General features: G+C 36.2%; 20 protein-coding genes. 19 read left to right on the forward strand and 1 reads right to left on the reverse strand.

Annotated elements, in window-relative coordinates:
* Positions 1-8: 8 nt before the first annotated feature.
* The 5 genes from DOK76_RS08055 (at position 9) to DOK76_RS08075 (ending at position 4945) form a co-directional block, all read left to right on the forward strand.
* Positions 9-764: a Stp1/IreP family PP2C-type Ser/Thr phosphatase gene (locus tag DOK76_RS08055; protein WP_206966604.1), complete on the forward strand. Its 756-nt coding sequence runs from the start codon at positions 9-11 to the stop codon at positions 762-764.
* The gene (gene pknB / locus DOK76_RS08060) at positions 761-2605 is read left to right on the forward strand and encodes a Stk1 family PASTA domain-containing Ser/Thr kinase (RefSeq protein WP_206966606.1); all 1845 of its coding nucleotides are present in this window, start codon (positions 761-763) and stop codon (positions 2603-2605) included. Before DOK76_RS08055 ends, pknB begins: the two co-directional genes overlap by 4 nt.
* A gap of 139 nt (positions 2606-2744) precedes the next feature.
* Entirely contained in the window at positions 2745-3626 is an 882-nt protein-coding gene (rsgA, locus tag DOK76_RS08065; RefSeq protein WP_206966608.1) for a ribosome small subunit-dependent GTPase A, read from the forward strand.
* A gap of 12 nt (positions 3627-3638) precedes the next feature.
* Positions 3639-4292 (forward strand): ribulose-phosphate 3-epimerase, encoded by a 654-nt coding sequence (gene rpe, locus DOK76_RS08070; protein ID WP_206966611.1) that lies wholly within the window; start codon positions 3639-3641, stop codon positions 4290-4292.
* Positions 4292-4945 carry a thiamine diphosphokinase gene (locus DOK76_RS08075; protein WP_206966612.1) on the forward strand — a complete coding sequence of 218 codons (654 nt, stop codon included), beginning with the start codon at positions 4292-4294 and terminating at the stop codon, positions 4943-4945. The genes rpe and DOK76_RS08075 overlap by 1 nt, the downstream gene beginning before the upstream one ends.
* Positions 4946-4996: 51 nt before the next feature.
* On the opposite strand, the gene rpmB is transcribed toward DOK76_RS08075, so the two are convergent.
* A complete protein-coding gene (gene rpmB / locus DOK76_RS08080; RefSeq protein ID WP_086340982.1) occupies positions 4997-5185 on the reverse strand; it encodes a 50S ribosomal protein L28 in 189 nt (62 codons plus the stop codon).
* A gap of 206 nt (positions 5186-5391) precedes the next feature.
* Between rpmB and DOK76_RS08085 the strand changes: the two genes are divergently transcribed.
* The 14 genes from DOK76_RS08085 to ftsY all read left to right on the forward strand — a co-directional run bounded on the left by DOK76_RS08085 (position 5392) and on the right by ftsY (position 23622).
* A complete protein-coding gene (locus DOK76_RS08085; protein ID WP_206966614.1) occupies positions 5392-5757 on the forward strand; it encodes an Asp23/Gls24 family envelope stress response protein in 366 nt (121 codons plus the stop codon).
* Positions 5758-5855: 98 nt separating this feature from the next.
* A complete protein-coding gene (locus tag DOK76_RS08090; RefSeq protein ID WP_206966648.1) occupies positions 5856-7487 on the forward strand; it encodes a DAK2 domain-containing protein in 1632 nt (543 codons plus the stop codon).
* A 73-nt stretch (positions 7488-7560) separates the two neighbouring features.
* Positions 7561-9600 (forward strand): ATP-dependent DNA helicase RecG, encoded by a 2040-nt coding sequence (recG, locus tag DOK76_RS08095; RefSeq protein ID WP_206966617.1) that lies wholly within the window; start codon positions 7561-7563, stop codon positions 9598-9600.
* Positions 9601-9648: 48 nt separating this feature from the next.
* Positions 9649-10653 carry a phosphate acyltransferase PlsX gene (gene plsX / locus DOK76_RS08100; protein ID WP_370590119.1) on the forward strand — a complete coding sequence of 335 codons (1005 nt, stop codon included), beginning with the start codon at positions 9649-9651 and terminating at the stop codon, positions 10651-10653.
* A gap of 95 nt (positions 10654-10748) precedes the next feature.
* A complete protein-coding gene (gene acpP / locus DOK76_RS08105) occupies positions 10749-10988 on the forward strand; it encodes an acyl carrier protein (RefSeq protein ID WP_206966621.1) in 240 nt (79 codons plus the stop codon).
* 531 nt (positions 10989-11519) lie between these two features.
* A complete protein-coding gene (locus tag DOK76_RS08110; RefSeq protein ID WP_206966623.1) occupies positions 11520-12524 on the forward strand; it encodes an ABC transporter ATP-binding protein in 1005 nt (334 codons plus the stop codon).
* Positions 12524-13471, forward strand: a complete 948-nt coding sequence (locus DOK76_RS08115) for an ATP-binding cassette domain-containing protein (protein WP_206966624.1) — start codon at positions 12524-12526, stop codon at positions 13469-13471. The genes DOK76_RS08110 and DOK76_RS08115 overlap by 1 nt, the downstream gene beginning before the upstream one ends.
* Before the next feature lie 2 nt (positions 13472-13473).
* Positions 13474-14436: an oligopeptide ABC transporter permease gene (gene opp4B, locus DOK76_RS08120; protein WP_206966626.1), complete on the forward strand. Its 963-nt coding sequence runs from the start codon at positions 13474-13476 to the stop codon at positions 14434-14436.
* Positions 14437-14465: 29 nt separating this feature from the next.
* A complete protein-coding gene (locus tag DOK76_RS08125) occupies positions 14466-15359 on the forward strand; it encodes an ABC transporter permease (protein ID WP_206966628.1) in 894 nt (297 codons plus the stop codon).
* Between the two features lie 25 nt (positions 15360-15384).
* Positions 15385-17169, forward strand: coding sequence for an oligopeptide ABC transporter substrate-binding protein (locus tag DOK76_RS08130; protein WP_206966630.1), 1785 nt, complete (start codon positions 15385-15387; stop codon positions 17167-17169).
* A 119-nt stretch (positions 17170-17288) separates the two neighbouring features.
* Positions 17289-17984, forward strand: coding sequence for a ribonuclease III (gene rnc, locus DOK76_RS08135; RefSeq protein ID WP_206966632.1), 696 nt, complete (start codon positions 17289-17291; stop codon positions 17982-17984).
* Positions 17985-18002: 18 nt separating this feature from the next.
* Positions 18003-21578 carry a chromosome segregation protein SMC gene (gene smc, locus DOK76_RS08140; protein WP_206966634.1) on the forward strand — a complete coding sequence of 1192 codons (3576 nt, stop codon included), beginning with the start codon at positions 18003-18005 and terminating at the stop codon, positions 21576-21578.
* Positions 21579-21590: 12 nt separating this feature from the next.
* Complete coding sequence (locus DOK76_RS08145) at positions 21591-22403, forward strand: Cof-type HAD-IIB family hydrolase (RefSeq protein ID WP_206966636.1); 813 nt, start codon at positions 21591-21593, stop codon at positions 22401-22403.
* A gap of 10 nt (positions 22404-22413) precedes the next feature.
* Complete coding sequence (gene ftsY / locus DOK76_RS08150) at positions 22414-23622, forward strand: signal recognition particle-docking protein FtsY (protein WP_206966638.1); 1209 nt, start codon at positions 22414-22416, stop codon at positions 23620-23622.
* Positions 23623-23687 lie beyond the last annotated feature (65 nt).

Below are 23687 nucleotides of genomic sequence, written 5' to 3' on the forward strand. Positions count from 1 at the left end.
GTGACACTATGCAAATCAAGTACCAGACAAATGTCGGACGCAGAAGAAAAAATAATCAAGATACAGTTGGAGTTTATGAAAATCAAGCAGGTATTGTTATTGGGATTGTTGCCGATGGTATGGGAGGACATCAAGCAGGGGATACAGCGAGTCAATTAGCTGTGACTGGCTTAGGGTCATCCTGGGAAAAAACAGCATTAGAAACTCAAGAAGATGTAGCTAGATGGCTTATCTCAGATATCCAAAAAAAGAATAAAGAGATTTTTGAAGAAGGCAATAATAACCCTGAAAAATTTGGTATGGGAACTACCATTGTGGTAGCGGCGCTATTAGAAGAAGAGTTGTTAATTGCTCATGTGGGAGACTCTAGAGGTTATATTGTCCGAAAAGGTTTAATTAAACAATTAACCAGTGACCATTCCTTAGTGAATGAGCTAGTTAAAACAGGTGAAATCACTTCTGCTATGGCTCAGCGTCATCCTAAGAAAAATGTCTTGCTTCGCTCTGTAGGAGTACCTGGAGAGGTTGAAGTAGATATCTCTATGGTAACAACTAAACCAAATGACTATGTATTACTCTGCTCAGACGGTCTAAGTAATATGTTATCTGATGATGAGATGAAACAGATTATTTTACAAGAAGTGTCTTTAGAAGAAAAAGTCAGACAACTGATTGACTCTGCTAATGAAGCAGGCGGCAATGATAATATTACAGTGTTACTGATTGATCTGGAAGGTAGACAAGCAGGAGGTGAGGAAGAATGATATCGATTGGCACGAAGATCGGTCAACGTTATGAAATAATTGGCAATATCGGTAGTGGCGGTATGGCTAATGTTTATTTAGCAAGAGATTTAATTTTAAATCGTGAAGTAGCCGTTAAAGTCTTACGTTTTGACTTTCAAAACGACCAAGACGCGATTCGTCGTTTTCAGCGAGAAGCTTTAGCCGCGACTGAGATGGTCCATCCGAACATTGTTAGTGTGTATGATGTTGGAGAAGAAAACAACATGCAATACATTGTAATGGAGTATGTAAAGGGAACAGATTTAAAACGCTATATCAAAGATCAACCAACTATTCCTTTAGAAACTGTTGTCGATATTATGGGTCAAATTTTATCAGCTATTTCTCTTGCCCATCAACATCAAATTATTCACCGTGATTTAAAACCGCAAAATGTGTTAGTTGATCAAGATGGCACAGTGAAAATAACAGACTTTGGGATTGCGATTGCTTTATCAGAAACATCCCTAACTCAAACGAATACTTTATTAGGGTCTGTTCATTACTTATCGCCAGAACAAGCACGTGGTGGTATGGCAACAAGACAATCTGATATTTATGCTTTAGGGATTATTTTATACGAATTACTGACAGGTTCTGTTCCGTTTGAAGGTGAGTCGGCAGTATCTATCGCTTTGAAACACTTTCAAAATGAGATGCCTTCTGTTAGAAGTAAAAATCCAAACATTCCTCAAGCGCTTGAAAATGTGGTATTAAAAGCCACAGCTAAAGAAATTACAGATCGTTACAAATCTGTGAATGAGATGTATGCAGATATCAGAACCTCACTTAGTCCAGAAAGAGCTAATGAAGCGCCATTTATGCCAACAGCTATGATGGAAGAAACAATCATGATGCAACCTCTTGATGAAGTGCAGATTCCTTCAGTGCCTGAAGACTCTAACAAACAGGTTTATCAAGATGATGATGACGATGAGTTAGATGATGTGAAGAAAAAGTCAAAACGTGGACTTAAGATATTCTTCGCGCTTTTAGGACTTGCTATTTTAGTAGGCGGCGGCTTGTTCTTTATTGGGCAAAAACAAAATAAAAACAGTGATGTCGTGATTCCTGATATTACAGGGAAAACAGAAGCTCAAGCAAGAAAAATCTTAAAAGAGAGCAACATCACAGTTAAAGATACAGAAGAAATAACAGATGAAAAGATTGAAAAAGGCAAAGTAGTCAAAACGAAACCACCAATCGGGACTTCTGTGAAGAAAAACAGTGGAGATATTACGATTTATATTAGTTCAGGGCAGTCAGGGATTAAAATGCCTGATTACACGGGACAAGATGTAGTAGATGTTAGAGAAGATTTGATTAGTAAAGGATTTAAAGAAGAAAACATAAAGATTGAAAAAGAAAACTCTGAAACTCACAAAGAAAATCAGGTGTTTAAACAATCACCAAAAGCTAATCGAGAAGTGATTCCTGCTGAAGCTAAAGTTATTCTTTACGTAAGTGAAGGGGCAGAGACGGTTGTGCTAGAAAACATGTATGGTTATTCTAGAAACCGTGTGGAAACCTATCTAGATAGTGTAGGCTTAATATTAAATCCTGGCTCAGAGTACACCAATGATGTGCCTCAAGGCCAAGTTTATTACACTGTTCCAGGTGGTGGGGAACAAGTACCTAAGGGAAGTCGAGTAACAGTTGTCTTTTCTGCAGGAAAAGACCCATCGACTATTCCATCTAGTAGTTCGTCAAGTAGTAGTAGTTCATCGTCTTCGACAACTACTGAAAGTAGCGTGACACCGCCAACTGAGGAGTCTACCGTAGACAGTGAGGATCCTACTCAAAATAGTGGTAACAGTTAATAGTAAATGCTTTTTAATAAACGAGATTAATGACAAATCAGGTTCTTTTCCGCGGAAAAGCCTCTTGAATTTTCGATTAGTCTCGTTTATTTTTGTGTTACAATGTAAAGGATAAGACAAGGACTTAAGGAGGGACTCTATGCCAACAGGGCAAATTAGAAAAGCGTTAAGTGGTTTTTACTATGTCAAGCACGACGGGCAAGTATATCAAACAAGAGGACGAGGTAACTTTAGAAATCGAAACATTACTCCTTTAGTAGGAGATTGGGTAGAATTTGAAAGCAGTAATGCAACAGACGGTTACGTGTTAGAAGTTCTTGAGAGAAAAAATGAATTAATCAGACCTCAAGTTGCCAATATTGATTTGGGCGTTGTAGTAACAAGTTGTGTGAAGCCTAATTTCTCGTACAATTTACTGGATCGTTTTTTAGTAACTTTAGAATCAAAGCAGATTCAACCACTGATTTACGTGACAAAAATGGATATTGCTTCAGATGATGTAAGAGCAGAAATGACAGAAATGAGAGCTTATTACGAATCAATTGGCTATCCAGTATTATTTTCTGAAGCCGGTGAAAAAGACGTATTAACGGATTATTTCAAAGATAAGTTGACCGTATTCATGGGTCAATCTGGTGCAGGGAAATCAACTTTATTAAATAAAATTGCTCCAGAACTAGAGTTAGAAGTAGGCGATATTTCAGAGGCTTTAGGTCGGGGTAGACATACAACGCGTCATGTTGAACTGATTGAACTTCATGGAGGATTAGTTGCTGATACGCCAGGATTTAGCTCCATTGAATTTTTAGAAATTGAGTTAAGTGACTTACCAAAACAATTCCCTGAATTTTTAGAGGCCTCAGATTATTGTAAGTTTAGAGAGTGCCAACATTTAAAAGAGCCTAAATGTGAAGTGAAACGTTTAGTGGAGTCAGGAGAGATTAAACAATCTCGTTACGATGATTATTTACAGTTTTATGAGGAAGTTAAAACAAGAAAACCTAAATACAACAAAAAGTGAGGAAGATGAATTATGGTTAAAATCGCTCCATCTATTTTAAGTGCAGACTTTGCTAATTTAGAACGAGATATTCGTTTAGTTGACGAGTTAGGTGCTGATTACATTCACGTTGACGTCATGGACGGTCAGTTTGTCCCAAACATTACGTTAGGAGCTAATATTGTCTCAGCTATTAGACCAGTAACAGACTTACCCCTAGACGTTCACTTAATGGTACAAGATCCAGAACGTTTTATTGAAGATTTTGCTAAAGCAGGTTCAGATATTATTACAGTTCATCAAGAAAGTACAGTTCATATTCACCGTGCGATGCAAATGATTAAGCAGGCTGGTGTTAAAGCAGGTGTGGTTATCAATCCAGGTACTCCTGTTTCAGCGATTGAGCATGTATTAGGTTTAGCGGATTTAGTGCTAATTATGACGGTTAACCCAGGTTTTGGTGGACAAAAATTTATTCCCGAATGTTTAACTAAAGTTGAACAACTAGCAGCGTTAAGAAAAGAAAAAGGCTATACTTACGAAATCGAGATTGATGGTGGCGTAGATGATACGACTGCTGCAAGTTGCGTTAAAGCAGGTGCGGATGTTTTAGTTGCTGGGTCTTATGTGTACAATTCACCAAATGTAGGTGAAAGAATTGCTAAGTTAAGAGCTGTTACAAACTAATGATAGAGTCAGTTGTCATTATTGGAGGAGCTTCACCAGATTCTTGGCCTGATATGACTCAATTTGATCTCAGTAAAACTGTGTTTATTGGTGTGGATCGTGGGAGTTTATATGGTATTAAAGCAGGGTTTCAAATAGATATAGCAGTGGGAGATTTTGATTCTTTATCTGAATCAGAGTGGGAGTGGCTAGTTAAACAAGTGCCAGAGGTTAGGCGTTGTGCAGCTGAAAAAGATGATACAGATATGGAATTAGGAGTCTTAAAGGCGATTGAGACGTATCCAGAGGCTTATTATTACCTTGTAGGGGGGACTGGAGGAAGGTTGGACCATTATCTTTCTAATTTGTGGTTGCCTCTACAAGAGCGTTTTGAGCCTTTTATGGACCGGATAAGATTATTAGATGTTCAAAACACTATTTCTTATTATTTGCCAGGTGAGTATACAGTGGAAAAAGAAATGGATAAAACTTACTTAGGCTATATTTGTTTGACAGCAGTGACTAAACTGAGTCTGTATGACGCGAAGTATCAGTTGGATCAAGTTGATTTTCCTTATCCACGTTCTTTATCAAGTAACGAGTTTATCGGAACAACTAGCCGCTTTTCGTTTGAGAGTGGTTGTATGTGTGTCATTCAATCTAAAGATAACTAACATAAAAAGAGGTTGGCCTAATAAAAGGTCAACCTCTTGTTTTATTATGAATTAAACGCGTTCAACTTTTCCTGATTTCAAAGCACGAGTAGAAACCCAAACTTTTTTAGGCTTACCGTCAACTAAAATACGAACTTTTTGTAAGTTTGCACCCCAAGTACGTTTAGAAGCGTTCATTGCGTGAGAGCGTGTGTTACCAGATCTTGCTTTACGCCCTGTTATATAACATTCTTTTGCCATGATATTCCCTCCTTTGCTTTGAATATATCATTTGTACAATAATCACACTAGAATAATTTATCATAGTTCTATCGATTATGCAATAAAAAATTGAAGATAAATTTAATAACTTATGAAAACCGTGGAATTTTTCTTTAATAATCTTCTGCTCTATGATAAAATGATGAATGATAATGGGAAAATACTGACTATAGGGAGGTAGCAAAATGGCTGTAAAAATTAAAACACAAGCTGGTACCATTGAAATTTCAAATGATGTTATCGCTACTGTTGTTGGCGGTGCTGCAACAGATATCTATGGTATTGTTGGAATGGCGAGTAAACATCAAATTAAAGATAACTTGAATGACATTTTAGGAAAAGAAAACTACTCACGTGGAGTAGTCGTTCGCCAAGAAGAAAACGGCGTAGCTGTTGACGTTTATATCATGGTAAGTTATGGAACTAAGATCTCTGAAGTAAGTCGAAATGTGCAAGAAAGCGTGAAGTATAAACTTGAAACAATGCTTGGCGTTGTGGCTAACTCAGTAAATATTTTTATCCAAGGTGTGCGCGTACAATCTGAGAAATAATTGATTGCACCAAGTACTCGAATGTATAGGTTTTTAATGAATTGAGGAGGAACATTTTAGTGGAAGTCAAAGCAATCAATGGAGGACAATTTCAAGCAATGGTTCAGGCGGGTGCTAACCGATTGAATCAAAACGCAGAATTTGTCAATTCCTTAAATGTTTTCCCTGTGCCAGATGGTGACACAGGAACAAATATGGATTTATCAATGACAAGCGGAGCGAAAGCTGTCAGAGATTCGACAAGTGAACATGTTGGAGAGTTAGCGGGTATCTTATCAAAAGGACTTTTAATGGGTGCTAGAGGAAACTCTGGAGTTATCTTATCTCAACTTTTCCGTGGTTTTTCTAAAGAAATTTTAGAAAAAGAAACATTAAGCGCTGAAGATTTAGCCAATGCCTTTAAAAATGGTGTGGAAACAGCGTACAAAGCAGTTATGAAGCCAGTAGAAGGAACTATTTTAACAGTTTCAAGAGGCGCTGCAATCGCTGCTGAGAAAAAAGCGGCTAAATCAGATGACTGTATCGAAGTTATGGAAGCAGCTCTTAAGGGCGCTAAAAAAACATTAGCTAAAACACCAGACATGCTTCCTGTATTAAAAGAAGTTGGTGTGGTAGATAGTGGTGGACAAGGGTTAGTCTTTGTTTATGAAGGCTTTTTAGAGTCTCTATCTGGCAAAATCGTTGAAAGTGATTTACAACAACCAACACCAGGTCAAATGGATGCTATGGTTAACGCTGAGCATCATAGAAGTGTTCAAGGTCAAATGGCCACTGAAGACATTACATTTGGTTACTGTACAGAAATCATGGTACGTATTGGTGAAGGTCCAACTGTCGATAGTGAATTCGATTACGATACATTTAGAAACTACTTAAATGAATTAGGTGATTCTTTATTAGTTGTTGCTGATGATGAAATCATTAAAGTTCATGTGCATACAGAGCAACCAGGCGAAGTCATGAACTATGGTCAAAAATTTGGTTCATTGATTAAAATCAAAGTGGATAACATGCGTGTTCAACATGAAACAATCTTAGAGCATGACACTGAAGATAACACACCAAAAGAACGTGTTCCTTACGGTATTATTTCTGTAGCAGCTGGTAAAGGTGTTCAAGAATTATTCCGTAGTATGGGTGTTAACTACATCATTAGTGGTGGTCAAACAATGAACCCAAGTACAGAGGATATTTTAAAAGCGATTGAAGCAGTGAATGCTGATAACGTGATTATTTTACCGAATAACAAAAATATCTTTATGGCAGCAGATCAAGCCGCTGAAGTAAGCGAAACACCTGCTATTGTTATCCCATCTAAAACAATTTCTCAAGGAATGACAGCTTTATTAGGCTTTAACGATCAATTACCGTTAGCTGAAAATGAGTCTGTTATGAGAGATATGTTAGAAGAGGTAACAAGTGGTTCAGTTACAACGGCTGTTCGCGATACATCTATTGATGGTGTCGAAATCAAAGAAAATGATTGCTTAGGAATGATTGAAGGCAAAATAGTTGTCTCAACACCTGATCGCTTTGAAGCTTCTTTAGAAACTTTAAAAGGCATGATTAACGAAGATTCTGAAATCGTGACAATTATTGTGGGTGAAGAAGGAACAGAAGCAGAAGCAATGAACCTAGAAAAAGCATTATTAGAATGGAACGATGAGTTAGAAGTTGAAATCCATCAAGGAGACCAACCAGTCTACCCATATCTATTCGCAGCAGAATAATAAATCATTATAAAGAGGCTGGCAATTAGTGTCAGCTTCTTTATTTTAAATAAAGTATGAGAGGAGGGTGTTTGTGGACGAGTTAAATCAATTAGTAACAAGTCTTAAAGGAGTAGGTGCTAAACGAGGCGAGGTCTTGAATAGCTTAGGTATCCGTACTATTTATGACTTGTTAACTTATTACCCTTTTCGATACGATGATATCCAGGAAAAGTCTTTAGATGAGATCTCTGATCAGGAGAAAGTCGTGCTTAAGGGAGTCGTTTTAGCAGAGCCTGTGGTGAATTTTTATGGCTTTAAAAAAAGTCGTTTAATTTTTCGAATGATGACTGAGCAGGCTGTGATTAATGTGACGTTCTTTAATCAACACTTTTTAAAATCAAAAATCAATGCGTCAGAAGAAATTGCTGTTTATGGTAAATGGGATGGACGAAGAAAAGCATTAACAGGTATGAAAATTTTAGCCACACAAGAAGAAGAAATTGATTTTTCACCGATTTATCATGTGACAAAAAGCATTAGGCAAAAGACATTAGTCGATTTGATTAAAGTTACATGGGACGAGTACGGTGAGTTGATGCCAGAAAATTTGCCAGATTGGTTGATTGAAAAATACCGTCTAATGCCTAAAAATCGTGCTGCTTACGCTATGCACTTTCCGGATAGTATTGAGGAAAATCGATTAGCTAGAAGACGTTTAGCTTTCGAGGAGTTTTTCCTGTTTCAATTGAAGATGTTACAACTAAAACAACAAGAAACATCAAAAGATTTGGGAAAATCTATTTTATACGATGTTAAAGCATTGAAAGGTTTTATCCAAACCTTGCCATTTGAACTAACTGGAGCTCAAAAAAGAGTAGTCAATGAGATTTGTGCAGACTTAAGAAGTCCAGAGCATATGCATCGCTTGCTACAAGGAGATGTAGGTAGTGGTAAGACCATTGTTGCAGCCGTTGCTTTGTTTGCTGTAGTAAGTGAAGGTATGCAAGGGGCGTTAATGGTTCCAACAGAAATTTTAGCAGAGCAACATTTAGAAAGCCTTCAAGGTGTTTTTGAGGGGACCTCAGTTAAGATTGCTTTACTAACAAGTTCGACTAAGACAGCTGAAAGGCGTCAATTACTAGCTGATTTAGCCTCAGGTGAGCTAGATGTATTGGTTGGGACGCACTCTTTGATTCAAGATGAAGTCATCTTCAAAGATTTAAGTCTGGTGATTATTGATGAGCAACATCGATTTGGTGTGAATCAACGGAAAATGCTTCGAGAAAAAGGGAATCAAGCAGATGTCTTGTTTATGACAGCAACGCCTATCCCAAGAACATTAGCTATAACGGCGTATGGTGAAATGGATGTTTCTGTAATTGATGAGTTGCCTGCTGGAAGAATACCTATTGAAACAAGGTGGATTTTGCCTAAACAAGTTGATTCGGTATTAACATGGTTAAACAAACAATTAAAACAGGGACAACAAGCTTATGTGATTTGTCCTTTAATAGAAGAATCTGAGTTGTTAGATGTTAAAAACGCAACAGAAATATACGAGCATTTAAAAGAGTTTTATGAACCTCATTTCTCAGTAGGACTACTTCATGGTAAAATGAAACCTCAAGAAAAAGAAGCTATTATGACGCAATTCAAAGACAACAAGATGCAGATTCTAGTATCTACGACAGTAATTGAAGTAGGTGTGAATGTGCCCAATGCTACTACTATGATGATTATGGATGCGGATCGATTTGGACTAGCTCAATTGCATCAGTTAAGAGGACGTGTTGGTCGTGGAAGTTTAGCTTCTTACTGTATTTTAGTTGCTAGCCCCAAAAGTGATCAAGGTAAAGAGCGTATGAAAATCATGACTGAAACCACAGATGGTTTTGTCTTAAGTCAAAAAGATTTAGAAATGCGCGGACCTGGTGATTTCTTTGGTTCTAAACAATCTGGCTTGCCAGAATTTAAAGTTGGAGATATTGTGGCTGATGAAGCCATTCTTGAAACAGCTCGAGTAGAAGCGGCTCAACTAATCGCTTCTAGTGAGTGGGCAGCACAACCTGAAAATGAGAAATTAGTCAAAGCGTTAAACGAAAGAGCAGAAGAATCGAAATACTTTGATTGATGATTTATGATAAAATAAAGGCGAAAAACAATGAAAAGAGGTAACAACGTGAGAATAGCAGTCGACGCTATGGGCGGGGATCATGCTCCTAAAGCAATTGTAGAAGGAATTAACTTAGCTAAAAAAGATTTTCCAGAGATTGAGTTTTTACTTTATGGAAAAGAAGCAGAAATCAAAAAATATTTAACAGACGAAACTAATGTAACGATTGTTCATACAGATGAAAAAATCGAAAGTGATGATGAACCTGTTAAATCTATTCGTAGAAAAAAACAAGCATCTATGGTGTTAGCTGCTCAAGCAGTAAAAAATGGTGAAGCCGATGCTGTTTTCTCAGCAGGGAATACAGGTGCTTTACTAGCTGCTGGTTTATTTATTGTTGGTCGTATTAAAAATGTGGAGCGTCCTGGCTTAATGACAACGATGCCTGTGTTTACAGGAGAAGAAAATGCCGGATTTGATTTTATTGATATGGGTGCTAATGCAGACAACAAAGCAGAGCATCTATTGACGTATGGTATCTTAGGCTCATTTTACGCTAAGAAAGTTCGTCACATTGATAATCCTAAAGTAGCTCTTTTAAACAACGGATCTGAAGAAACTAAAGGTAGTGAATTAACAAAAGCTGCTTTTGCTTTGTTATCAGAAGAGCCTAGTATTAATTTTATTGGTAACATTGAAGCTCGGGATGTATTTGGTGGAGCAGCAGATGTTGTGGTAACAGATGGTTTTACAGGAAATGCTGTATTAAAATCTGTTGAAGGAACTGCTCAAGCCATTATGGGTGTGTTGAAATCATCTATTAAAGACGGTGGCATGAAGAGTAAAATGGGTGCTTTGTTGTTAAAGGATAGCTTGATGGGTATGAAAGATAAGATGGATTACTCAAGTCACGGTGGCGCTGTATTGTTTGGTGTTAAAGCACCTGTAGTTAAAACACATGGCTCAACAGGACCAGAGGCTGTTAGAAATACAATCAGCCAAATTAAAACGATGTTAGAAGAACATTTAGTTGAAGAGTTACAAGTCTTTTTTGAAGACCCTAAAGCTTAAATTTTATTTAAGATAGACAAAAGTTATCTTTGGAAGTAAAATTAAACTCAAGAGGGATTTAAATACACAAAATAGACAATGGGGGTGCAAAGAATTTGAATCGTGAAGAAGTATTTGGAAAAATCAAAGACATTATTGTCGAGCATTTTGAAATTGATGAAGATAAAGTAACAGAAAGCATTAGCATTAAAGATGATTTAGAAGCAGATTCAATCAGCATTATGGAATTTGTTTTAGAATTAGAAGATGTATTTGAAGCAGAAATTTCAGATGAAGCAGCAGAGAAAATTGAAACTGTTGGTGCAGCTGTCGATTATATTATGGCGAATCAGTAAAAATTAAAAATGACGAATTGGCAAATGATTGTTCTAGGAGGATCGCTGTTAATTCGTTTTTTTCTATATTTAGCCTTGATGTTATTAAAAAAGGTAGGGTAAAAGTAGATAATGTGATAAAATAATGATTAAAATCAGAAAAAAGTAGCGGCTTTTTAATTTTTTTTATCTTTTTTTAATGTTTTTTTTAGAACGAAATTGTTCTTATGACAGACACAATTCATTCGCTAATTAAAATGGGCTTATTGAGTGATTTCAATACATTTATGCGTATTTTAGTTGGATAAAATAACAAAAAATATTTTAAAAAAATGAGACAAAAAATTAGAATTATGAGTATTAGCACCTTTGGTTTTAATTTTGTTTTAATCGTTTCTTAGTGATGACTATTGATTAATGCGTGTAATTCTAATATAATTAATGGATATCTTGAGGTTTTTTTATGAAAAATCTATGGACAATAATGAAGTGTTTATAAAGTATTTTAAGAAATGAAATCAGTACGGGAATAGAACAGGAAGGAGAATTCTATTGTTTGTTGACAACAAGTTATTAGAAATTAGAAATTTGCACACTGGTTTTCGAATCAAAGATGATTATTATGATGCAGTCGATGACGTATCACTGACATTAGACAAAAATGAGATTTTAGCAATTGTTGGGGAGTCAGGTTGTGGCAAGAGTACCTTAGCCATGACAATTATGGGATTACAAAACCCTGATCAAACTAGAATTACAGGAGATATCATCTATAATGATTTAAATCTAAATGGTTTATCTGAAACGTTATACAATAAGGTCAGAGGAAATGATATTGGGATGATTTTCCAAGATCCATTGTCTGCGTTAAACCCATTAATGAGAATTGGTGATCAAATTGCCGAAGCGCTGTTTTATCATACTGATTTATCTGAAAATGAGCGTAATCAAAGAGCCGTCGAGTTATTAGATCAAGTAGGAATTGTAAACCCACAACGTGTGGCAAAACAATACCCACATGAATTATCTGGAGGTATGAGACAACGTGTAATTATCGCGATTGCTATCTCATGTAAACCACCTATTATCATTGCCGATGAGCCGACAACAGCTCTTGACGTAACGATTCAAGCTCAAATCTTAGATTTACTAAATGAATTACAAAAAGAAACGGAATCAGGAATTATCTTGATTACCCATGACTTAGGTGTAGTAGCTGAGACTGCTGACCGCGTAGCTGTAATGTACGGAGGTCAAATTGTAGAGGAAGCACCAGTGGCAGAATTATTTAAAAACCCACAACATCCTTATACAAGATCTTTATTAAACTCAATTCCTCAAGAAGATGCACATGATAGTGATCTTCATGTTATTGAAGGAGTTGTACCAACACTTAAAAACATGGAACGAGTTGGCTGTCGTTTTGCTGAACGTATTCCTTGGATTGAAGCAGACGCTCATGAAGAGAACCCAACATTACATGAAGTTGGACCAGGACATTTTGTCCGTTGTACATGCTACAAACATTTTCATTTTAAAGAAGAAGGAGAAGCGTAATGGGATTAATAGAAATTAAAGATTTAAAAGTACACTATCCTATTCGTGGAGGTTTCTTCAATAAAGTTGTTGATTATGTCTATGCAGTAGATGGTGTGAATTTTGAAATTGAAGCAGGAACAACTTACGGTTTAGTTGGTGAGTCTGGTTCTGGTAAATCAACTATTGGTAAAACAATCGTTGGTTTAGAAAAAGCGACTGCTGGAGAAATTAATTTCGAAGGTAACAATGTCGTAAAAAGAAATGTACGTAAACAAATTGGCTACAATAAAGATGTTCAAATGATTTTCCAAGATTCAATGTCAAGTTTGAATCCTAAAAAACGTGTTTTGGATATTATTGCAGAACCAATTCGTAACTTTGAAAAATTATCTGATCAAGAAGAGAAGAAAAAAGTTCAAGGCTTACTAGATATTGTTGGTATGCCAACAGATGCTTTGTACAAATATCCTCATGAGTTCTCAGGTGGACAAAGACAACGTTTAGGTGTGGCTCGTGCCGTAGCAACTAACCCTAAATTAATCATTGCCGATGAGCCTGTATCAGCTCTTGACTTATCTGTACAAGCCCAAGTACTTAACTTCATGAAACGAATTCAAGAAGAGTACAACTTAAGTTACCTATTTATCTCTCATGATTTAGGAGTTGTTAAGCACATGTGTGATAACATCGCTATCATGAACAAAGGCCGTTTCGTTGAAATTGGTACAAGAGATGATATTTATAACAACCCACAACATATTTATACGAAACGTTTATTATCAGCGATTCCAAAAATTGATGTGGACAATCGTGAAGCTCACAAAGAAAATCGTCGTAAAGTCGAAAGAGAATACGATGAGCTTTACAATCAATATTATGATGAGAACGGTCGAGTTTATGACCTACAAACTATTAGTTCAACTCACAAAGCTGCCGTTAAATTGAGCGAAAGAGAGGGAGAATAGTTATGTGGAAAACAATACTTCGACGTGTGTTAGCAATGATTCCTCAAATCATTATCTTGAGTTTGTTTATCTTTATTTTAGCTAAAGCAATGCCAGGGGATCCTTTTACCGGTTTAATTAACCCAAACATGGACCCAGCAACTATTGAACAAATGCGTGAAGCAGCAGGGCTTAACAATCCTTGGTATGTACAGTATTGGGATTGGATTTCAAATGCAGTTCAAGGTGACTTTGGTCAAAGTTTCTTATTCAAATTACCTGTAACAGATATTATTGGACAACGTGTAACAAACACAATTTGGTTATCATTATTAACAGCTATTTTAACTTACTTGATTGCCTTACCATTAGGTTTGTTCTCAGGAAGATACCAAAACTCATTATTTGATAAATCAGTAGTGGTTTACAACTTTGTCAGTTTTGCTGTTCCAATCTTTATCTTTGCTTTAATGATGTTATTCATCTTTGGTTACCGTTTAGAATGGTTTCCAACAACAGGTTCTGTTGGTTCTGGTTTAGAACAAGGAACCATGGCGTACTTCTGGAGTAAGCTGTATCATATGATTTTACCAGCTATTACCCAAGCACTTCTAGCAACAGCTGTCACGATTCAATACTTACGTAACGAAGTGATTGATGCGCAACAAATGGACTTTGTTCGTACAGCAAGAGCTAAAGGGGTACCAACAAACAAAGTATTTACACGCCATATCTTTAGAAATGCGTCATTACCAATTGCTGCTCAATTAAGTTATGAAATTTCAGCTTTAATTAGTGGATCGGTTGTTATTGAACAAACCTTCGCTTACCCTGGTATCGGTAAATTATTTATTGATGCGATTAACGGACGTGACTACTCAGTTATTACTGCCTTAGTATTAATCTTAGGTATTGTAACAATTGTCGGAAACTTAATTTCTGATATTGTAATGAGTATTGTGGATCCAAGAATTCGTATTCAATAATCGATAAAGGATAAGAAAGGAGAACTACCATGAGTAAAGAGAAAAAACAAGAAACAATCAGTGCACCACCAACTGGATTTAAAATGATTGTTCGAGAATTTAAAAAAGATAAATTAGCCTTATTTTCATTAGGCTTACTAGTTATATTGTTATTAGTTATTTTCATTGGTTCTATGTTTATGGACCAAGCAGCTGTCATGAAAGTTAGTATTTTTGATAAATACGCACCTCCTGGAAATGGTTTTCTTCTAGGGGCAGATGAGGGTGGTCGAGATGTATTCGGTCAGTTAATCATCGGAGCTAGAAACTCTGTAGTTATTGGTTTCACTATCACGATTATCACATCGATTATCGGGGTAGGTTTAGGAATTATTGCCGGTTACTACGGTGGCGTGATTGACACTGTTATTATGAGAATTGTTGACTTTGTTATGATTTTACCAATTACAATGGTAATCATTGTATTTGTTACTATTACACCTAAATACAACGTCATGTCATTTGTTATGATTATGAGTGCCTTTTATTGGGTAGCTAAAGCGCGTTTATTTAGAGGTAAAACTTTGTCAGAAGCTCGTCGTGATTACATCAGTGCTTCTAAGACATTAGGAACAAATGATTTCAAAATCATGTTTGGTGAGTTAATGCCAAACTTGAGTTCATTAATTATTACCAACTTGACGATTAACTTTGCGGCAAACATCGGGATTGAAACAACTCTATCTTACTTAGGGTTTGGTTTGCCACCAGCAACACCAAGTTTGGGAACATTAATAGGATATGCATCCAATGGGGTTGTATTATCTGAGATGACATGGATTTGGGCTCCTGCATCAATACTAATTTTAGTAATGATGTTGAGTATAAATTACGTTGGTCAAGCATTTAAACGTTCGGCAGATGCGCGTCAACGTCTAGGATAACAAAATATAGAGGGGGAAATGAAGGATGAAGTACAAAAAATTAGTTAGTGCCGTTGCACTAGGTGCTGCTGTAACAATTGGTTTAGCTGCTTGCGGTGGCGGAAAAAAAGATGACGGGAAAAAATCGGGAGGTACGACTAAACAAGAAGACGTATCAAAATTCCCAGTCAAAACAAGTAACGAAGAAAAACCAAAAGATGGTGGCACATTAGAAGTTGCCGTTGCAATGGATACACAGTTTGCTGGTCTTTTCCAAAAAGAATTCTATGAAAACAACTATGATGCTCAATTTATGTTGCCATCACATGAGTCACTTTTTGTTTCAGACAGTAACTTTGAGACAACTGATGAAAGTGTTGTAAAAAAAGACATTGATATCGAAAATAAAAAAATCAAATTGACAATCAATAAAGAAAATGTAAAATGGTCTGATGGTCAGCCGTTAATCGCGGAAGATTTAATCCAACCTTACTTAATTATTTCTCACCCAGACTACGCAGGAGTACGTTACGGTGAAGACTTCACTAACATCGTTGGTGTAGAAGAGTATCATGCTGGTACAGCAAAAGATATCTCAGGAATCAAAAAAATTGATGACAAATCAATTGAAATTACTTACAAAAAAATGGATCCAGGTATGAAACAAAATAGTGAGACTGTATGGCAAAGTGCGTTACCATCTCATATTTTCAAAGATATGCCAGTTAAAGGTATGGAATCAAGTGATGCTGTTCGTAAGAATCCTGTAACTTTTGGACCATACAAAATGTCTAAAATCAATCAAGGTGAATCTGTAGAGTACACACCAAATGAGTACTACTATGGTGAAAAACCTCATTTAGATAAAATCATTATGAGAGTTGCTCCAACTAACTCAATTACTGAAGCAATGAAAGCTAAAAAATATGACATGGTATTATCTATGCCAACAGATAACTACCCATCATACAAAGATATCGAAGGCTATGAGATCTTAGGTCGTCCAGATTTAGCTTACACTTATATTGGATTCAAATTAGGTAAATGGGATGATAAAGAGAAAAAAGTTGTTTATAACCCAGAAGCTAAAATGGCAAACAAATCATTGCGTCAAGCGATGGCTTTATCTGTAAATAATGAAGCAATTGGTGAGAAATTCTACCATGGTTTACGTCAACCAGCCAATGCTTTAGTACCACCAATCTTTGCAGAATTCTCTAATAAAGATTTACCAGGATATGCTAAGCAAGATATTGAAAAAGCAAACAAATTATTAGATGAAGCTGGCTACAAGAAAAAAGATGGTGAAGAATTCCGTCGTGATCCAAAAGGTGAGAAGTTAGAAATTAAATTCGCTTCTATGTCAGGTGGAGAAACAGCACAACCAATCGCTGAATACTATATCGATTGTTGGAAAGAAATTGGTTTAGATGTGAAACTATCTACAGGTCGTCTAATCGAGTTTAACTCATTCTACGATAAACTTAAAAATGATGATCCAGAAATCGATGTGTATCAAGCTGCTTGGGGATTAAGTGAAGATCCATCTCAATCAGGTCTATACGCAGCAACAGCACCATTTAACTATACTCGTTTTGAGTCAGAGAAAAACACTGAGTTAATGAACAACATTGATTCTGAAAAATCATTTGATACAGAATACCGTGCAAAAGCCTTTAAAGAATGGCAAGAATATGCAAGTGATGAAGCATTTGTATTCCCAACATTATTTAGAGATCAAGTATTACCAATCAGCAAAGATGTAACTAACTTTACTTGGGCATATGATGCACAATCAAACCCATGGGCTTCAGTTGGTAAAACAAAATAATGACTTATCTTACTATCAACTTAAGGAAAAGACCTTAAGTTGATAGTTTTTGTTTTAAAAAGAGACAAAACAACGTATAATAGAGACTGAACATTTTGAATGAGAGGAAGAGCGAAAGCATGATAGAAGCATTAACAAAAGAGTTGAAAGAGACATATCAAGTTGTGTTTAAAGATATTAGTCTATTGGAGCAAGCTTTTACCCATTCATCCTATGTGAATGAGCATCGACATCTGGAATTAACGGATAACGAACGACTTGAATTTTTAGGAGATGCGGTACTAGAATTAATTATTTCGGAGTACTTATATCATCATTTCCAAGATTTACCTGAAGGAAAACTAACGAAATTAAGAGCCACTATTGTATGCGAAGATAGTTTAGCTAAGTTTGCTAAAGAGTGTGGTTTTGATGCCCATATTCGTTTAGGTAAAGGTGAAGAAAATTCAAATGGACGTAACCGTTCATCACTTTTATGTGATTTATTTGAAGCTTTTTTAGGAGCCCTTTTTATTGATCAAGGGTCACAAAAAGCTAATGACTTTATTTATCAAGTTATTATTCCAAAAATTGAATCAGGTGCTTTTTCACATGAGATGGATCATAAGACAGCTTTACAAGAAGTCTTACAAAAGAATGGGGATATTTCCATTGAATACAAATTAGTGAGAGAAGAAGGCCCTGCTCATAACCGTATTTTTCACGTTGAAGTCAATGCAGGTGGTAAACTACTTGGTATTGGTTCTGGAAAATCAAAAAAAGTAGCTGAGCAAAAAGCGGCTGAAGTCGCACTAGGAGATTTGAATCAAAAATAGGAAGGAGCCTAAACTTTAGTGTATTTAAAACGAATTGAAATAGCTGGGTTTAAGTCCTTTGCAGATCGTACTGTGATTGAGTTTAATCAAGGGTTAACAGCCGTTGTTGGACCAAATGGAAGTGGAAAGAGTAATATTACAGAAGCTATTCGTTGGGTATTAGGGGAGCAGTCAGCAAAAAATTTACGTGGTGGAACCATGCCAGATGTAATTTTTGCTGGCTCTTCTTCACGTCCAGCATTAAATGTGGCAGAAGTCACTCTCGTTCTTGATAATGAAGAACGTTTTTTACCCATTGATTTTAGTGAAGTCAGTGTTTCAAGAAAACTAAAACGTAGTGGGGAAAGTGATTTCTTTATTAATAAGCAAAGTTGCCGCTTAAAGGATATTGTTAATCTGTTTATGGATTCAGGTTTAGGTAAAGAATCTTTTTCTATTATTTCTCAAGGGAAAGTGGAAAGTATTTTTAATAGTAAGCCTGAAGATCGTCGTGGTATTTTTGAAGAAGCAGCGGGTGTATTGAAATACAAAACTCGAAAAAGAGAAGCTGAAAAACGCTTATTTGAAACCGAGGATAACTTAAACCGAGTTCAAGATATTATTTATGAATTAGAGGCACAATTAGAACCTCTTAAAAGACAGAGTGAAACAGCCACTAAGTATTTAGTGTACAAAGAACAGTTAACGGCTGTTGATGTGAATATCAATGTCCAACGAATTGAAAAGCATAAAGCAGAACTTGATGAAAAAGAGGGTGCTTTAGGGCTTATTTTGTCAGATATTGCTAACAAAAAGGCACATTTAGTATCACAAGAAGAAGCATTAAAAGAGTTAAAAGCAACTAGAGAAGCATTAGAAATAAAAATTGATGAGCAACAAAGACAGTTACTTGAAGTCACAACAGAGTTTGAAAAACTTGAAGGACAAAAGAACGTTTTAGAAGAAAGACAACGTTTTTCAGTTCAGAACAAAACGACTCATGAAGCGAATTTAAAAGTCTTAATAGATAAAAAAGAAGGCTTAGAAATTGAACTTGCAAGTTTAAGAAAAGAAGCCAGTGAGTTAAGTCAGACTAAAAGAGCTTATCAAAAAGAAGTTGAAGAACTAAAACAAGATGTGGAACGTTTTAGTAAATCAACAAAAGAGCAACTAGAAGATTTACGAAGTGACTATGTTGATTTGATGCAACAACAAACTAATGTTAACAATGACTTAAAGTATCTAGAAAAACAACATCAGCTAGAAATGACACGTAACGAAAAAGATGTGTCAACATATGATACTCTTCTGTTAGAAGAAAAAGAGACGAAGGAAAAACAACAACAGACTAAAGTAGCCTTAGAGAAGCAACAAGGAAAAGTAAGTCAGTTATTAACCGATTTTTCTCAGGTCCAACAAAGGGTTGTTGAACTCAAAACCAAAACAACAACTAATGAAAAGCAAATGTATGAAGCTTTAAAAATTCTCCAACAAGCTCAAGCAAAAGAAAAAAGCTTGCAAGAGTTAAAAGCTAATTACTCTGGTTTTTATCAAGGGGTGCGTTCTGTCTTAAAAGAGCGTGATTCTTTGGGTGGGATTGTTGGAGCAGTAGCAGAACTTGTTACTGTACCTAAAAATATTAGTCTAGCAATTGAAACAGCTTTAGGAGCAGCGGCTCAACACGTGATTACTGACAACGAACAAAGTGCTAGAAAAGCCATTTCTTACTTGAAACAACAACGAGTAGGACGAGCAACCTTCTTGCCACTAACAACCATAAAACCACGTCAACTAAGTCCGTCTATCAAGTCTCGCGTAGCAACTCATCCTGGTTTTGTAGGGATTGCTAGTGAGTTAGTAACCTATGAGGCATCTATTAACCAAGTGATTGAAAATATTTTAGGCTTAACGATTATTGCTAAAGATTTGAGTACCGCTAATGAGTTAGCTAAAAGCATTAACTTCCAATACCGTGTTGTTTCTTTAGAGGGTGACGTGATGAATCCAGGTGGTTCTATGACGGGTGGAGCTAGTAAACATGGTCAAAACAACCAACTATTTTCTCAAGGTCAGGAGTTAAAAGAACTTCAAGTCCAGGTGGGACAAATGTCTCGTTTATATGAAACAAAAGAAACGGAAGTAAGAGAACTCAAACAAGCGCTACATCTAATGGAAGAAAAATTAGAAGTCGTTAGACGTGACGGAGAAGAAGCTAGGTTGTTAGAACAAACACTGACTAGTGAGTTAGAACAATACGATCAAAAAGCCACACGACAAGAAAAAGAACGTCGTGCCTTTGAATATGAGAAACGAGAATTACAACGTTTCTTAGAAGATTACCAAGAAGAAAAAGCGCAACTAGAAGAAGCACAAGAAAAACTAGCTGCCAAAAAGATTACGTTAGATACGTTGATGAAAGAAACTAGCGAGTTAGCAGAAGAAACAACGGTTAAAAAAGAAGAAGCACAAGAGAAACTTAACCAAAAACAAGCAGAACTAGCGGTGCTAATCGAAAAAAGCAATCAGTTGAAATTCCGTGTTACGGAAAAAGAAGCAGAATTGACTAATATCAAAGAACAAGAAGGACATTTACTAAGTCTACTTGATTCTGAATCCACAGATCATTTGACTCATGGGGAAACCAGTGAGAGTATTAAGGAGCACATGAGTTACTTAAATACAACAAAAGGCGTGTTAAGTGATACCTTGAGGGACTTGAAAGAAGAACGAGAAAGTCTATATAAACAAATCTCCACAGGGGATAATGAGGTACTCCTGTATAATCAACATATTCAAGAGCTAATGGATGAAAAAACAACTTTAGAAGTCGCTAAAAACAGTGCCAACATCGGTCTAGATCGTGGATTGACGTATTTACAAGAAGAATACGGTCTGACTTTTGAAGCAGGTAAAGTGAACTATCCATTTGTAGAAGACTATGAGGCAGGTAAAGAAACGATCAAAAACTTGAAAGAAGCAATTCAAGAGTTAGGTCCAGTGAACTTAAATGCCATCGAGCAGTATAAAGAAGTTCATGAGCGTCATGTCTTTTTAGTGACACAACAAGAAGATTTAGTGTTAGCTAAAAATGAGTTGTTTGAGACTATGAATGAAATGGATGAGTTAGTGATTAAGAAATTCCATGATGTCTTCTGTGATATTAGAGAACAATTTAGATTGGTCTTTCCTAATATGTTTGGTGGAGGTCACGCAGATTTAATATTAACAGATCCAACTGATTTACTGCATACAGGTATTGATATTGTCGCTCAACCACCAGGTAAAAAATTGCAAAACTTAAGTTTATTGTCAGGTGGAGAACGAGCTTTAACCGCCATTGCTTTGTTGTTTGCTATTATCCAAGCCCGACCAGTTCCTTTCTGTATTTTAGATGAGGTAGAGGCAGCATTAGATGATGCCAATGTGGCAAGATATGGTAATTACCTACGTCACTTTGGGGATGAGATGCAGTTTATTGTGATTACTCATAGAAAAGGAACCATGGAAGCAGCAGATATGCTTTATGGTGTAACCATGCAAGAGTCTGGTGTGTCTAAAATTGTGTCCGTTCGTTTAGAAGAATTAGAGAATCAAGAAAATTTAGAGGTTATGTAAAGGAGAGTTTCAATGATTAAGTTAATCGCCATCGACTTAGATGGAACGCTTTTAACCGATGATAAACAGATTTCAAATCGTAATAAAGCTGTTTTAACAAAAGCAAAAGAACAAGGAGTAAAAGTCGTTTTATGTACAGGTCGCCCACTTATTGCGATTGAGTCTTATCTTAATCGTTTAGAGTTAAGAGATGCGGGGGATTACAGTATTACCTTTAATGGTGGTGCTGTTCAAAAAAATGATACAGGGGAAGAATTGCTTTCTTATTCCTTAAGTTTAGCCGAAGTGAAGCGTGTAGCAGCTGTGATGACAGAGCTAGACTTACCTTTAGATGTTATCTCTGTTGATACGTGTATCCATTTACCTACATCTAAAACAAGAAAATCTATTTATAGAGATATCAACCCAGTTTTAACTTTTGAAACTAAGGAAGTCTCTGACTTAGATGAGTCAACTATCTTTAACAAAATGGTAGTTGCTTGTGAACCTGATTATTTAGATGAGCAGCTAAAAGGATTAGGGGACGAGTGGTACATGGACTTTAATATTATGAAATCAAGAGATTGTTTACTAGAAGTTATTCATAAAGAGGTCAGCAAAGCCAATGGTATTGATTTACTAGCTAAAAAGTTAGGGATTAAGCAAGAAGAAGTGATGGCTATTGGTGATGAGGAAAATGATATTTCCATGATTGAGTACGCTGGTATGGGCGTTGTTATGGCAAATGGAAATGAAACAGTAAAAAAACTAGCTCAATTTGTAACTAAATCAAATGAAGAAGATGGCGTAGCTTACGCTGTCGAACAATTTGTTTTAGTAGATTAAGGAGGATATGATGGGATTTTTTGATAAGATTAAAAAGGCGGTCCTAGGGGAAAAGCCTGCTGAAGAAAAAATCAATAATTTGCCTCTTGAAGCTGTTAAAGAGGAAGAAGTAGAGGTAGTTGTTGAAGAAACCGTTACTGAAGAAGTAACAGAAACAGAAGTAGTAAGTGAACCTATTGAGGTTAAAGAAGAGGCTCCAGTCAAAGAAGAAGCACCTGTAGTCGTGCCAGAACAAGTTCAGCCAGAACCAAAGGAAGAACCAACTAAACAAGAAGAAACAGTTGAGAAATACGACAAAGGTTTAGAGAAATCTCGTAAGACATTTGGTCAATTCATGAATAACTTATTCTCTAATTTCCGTGTAGTAGACGATGAGTTTTTTGAAGAACTAGAAGAATCCCTTATTAGTGCGGATGTTGGTTTTGAAACAGCTATGAGAATTTCAGATGAGCTTCAAGAAGAAGTGAAATTGAAAAATGTCAAAAAACAAGAAGATGTCCAAAATACGATTATTGAAAAATTAGTTGAGATTTACCAAGCAGAAGGTGTAGAGGAAGACAATACACTTAACATGCAAACAGATGGCCCAACCATTATTCTGTTTGTAGGAGTTAATGGTGTTGGTAAAACAACTAGTATTGGTAAGTTAGCTTATCGATACAAACAAGAAGGTAAAAAAGTGTTATTAGCAGCTGCAGATACGTTTAGGGCAGGAGCGATTGATCAATTAGTTGTTTGGGGTGAGCGTGCTGGTGTTGATGTGGTGAAACACAGTGCAGGAAGTGATCCAGCAGCAGTTGTATATGACGCTGTGGAAAAAACAAAAGCAGAAGGCTATGATGTATTGTTAGTTGATACAGCGGGTCGTTTACAAAACAAAGTCAACTTGATGAAAGAGTTAGAAAAAATGAAGCGTGTTATTGAGAGAGAATACCCTTCAGCGCCTCATGAAGTGTTACTCGTAGTAGATGCAACAACTGGTCAAAATGCAATGATTCAAGCAAAAGAATTTAAAGATACTACTCAAGTAACAGGAATTGTTCTGTCTAAATTAGATGGAACAGCTAAAGGTGGTATGGTATTAGCTATTCGAAATGAATTGCATTTACCAGTTAAATTAGTTGGTTTAGGAGAAAGAATTACTGATTTAGAAAATTTCGATCCAAACCAATTTGTGTATGGTTTATTCAAAGACTTAATGGCTATGTACGAAAACTAAAGAAATAATCCAAAAAGCTATGACATTTATCTGATGTCATAGCTTTTTTTGGTGTGCCCTGCATG

Source organism: Candidatus Vagococcus giribetii (genome assembly GCF_017316185.1).
GTDB lineage: Bacteria > Bacillota > Bacilli > Lactobacillales > Vagococcaceae > Vagococcus > Vagococcus giribetii.

Coding starts and splice junctions, on each gene's coding strand:
- DOK76_RS08145 (WP_206966636.1), top strand. CDS start 21,591: ATGATTAAGTTAATCGCCATCGACTTAGATGGAACGCTTTTAACCGAT.
- DOK76_RS08055 (WP_206966604.1), top strand. CDS start 9: ATGCAAATCAAGTACCAGACAAATGTCGGACGCAGAAGAAAAAATAAT.
- rpmB (WP_086340982.1), bottom strand. CDS start 5,185: ATGGCAAAAGAATGTTATATAACAGGGCGTAAAGCAAGATCTGGTAAC.
- DOK76_RS08115 (WP_206966624.1), top strand. CDS start 12,524: ATGGGATTAATAGAAATTAAAGATTTAAAAGTACACTATCCTATTCGT.
- rnc (WP_206966632.1), top strand. CDS start 17,289: ATGATAGAAGCATTAACAAAAGAGTTGAAAGAGACATATCAAGTTGTG.
- rsgA (WP_206966608.1), top strand. CDS start 2,745: ATGCCAACAGGGCAAATTAGAAAAGCGTTAAGTGGTTTTTACTATGTC.
- DOK76_RS08125 (WP_206966628.1), top strand. CDS start 14,466: ATGAGTAAAGAGAAAAAACAAGAAACAATCAGTGCACCACCAACTGGA.
- DOK76_RS08085 (WP_206966614.1), top strand. CDS start 5,392: ATGGCTGTAAAAATTAAAACACAAGCTGGTACCATTGAAATTTCAAAT.
- pknB (WP_206966606.1), top strand. CDS start 761: ATGATATCGATTGGCACGAAGATCGGTCAACGTTATGAAATAATTGGC.
- DOK76_RS08130 (WP_206966630.1), top strand. CDS start 15,385: ATGAAGTACAAAAAATTAGTTAGTGCCGTTGCACTAGGTGCTGCTGTA.
- opp4B (WP_206966626.1), top strand. CDS start 13,474: ATGTGGAAAACAATACTTCGACGTGTGTTAGCAATGATTCCTCAAATC.
- DOK76_RS08090 (WP_206966648.1), top strand. CDS start 5,856: ATGGTTCAGGCGGGTGCTAACCGATTGAATCAAAACGCAGAATTTGTC.
- DOK76_RS08075 (WP_206966612.1), top strand. CDS start 4,292: ATGATAGAGTCAGTTGTCATTATTGGAGGAGCTTCACCAGATTCTTGG.
- rpe (WP_206966611.1), top strand. CDS start 3,639: ATGGTTAAAATCGCTCCATCTATTTTAAGTGCAGACTTTGCTAATTTA.
- ftsY (WP_206966638.1), top strand. CDS start 22,414: ATGGGATTTTTTGATAAGATTAAAAAGGCGGTCCTAGGGGAAAAGCCT.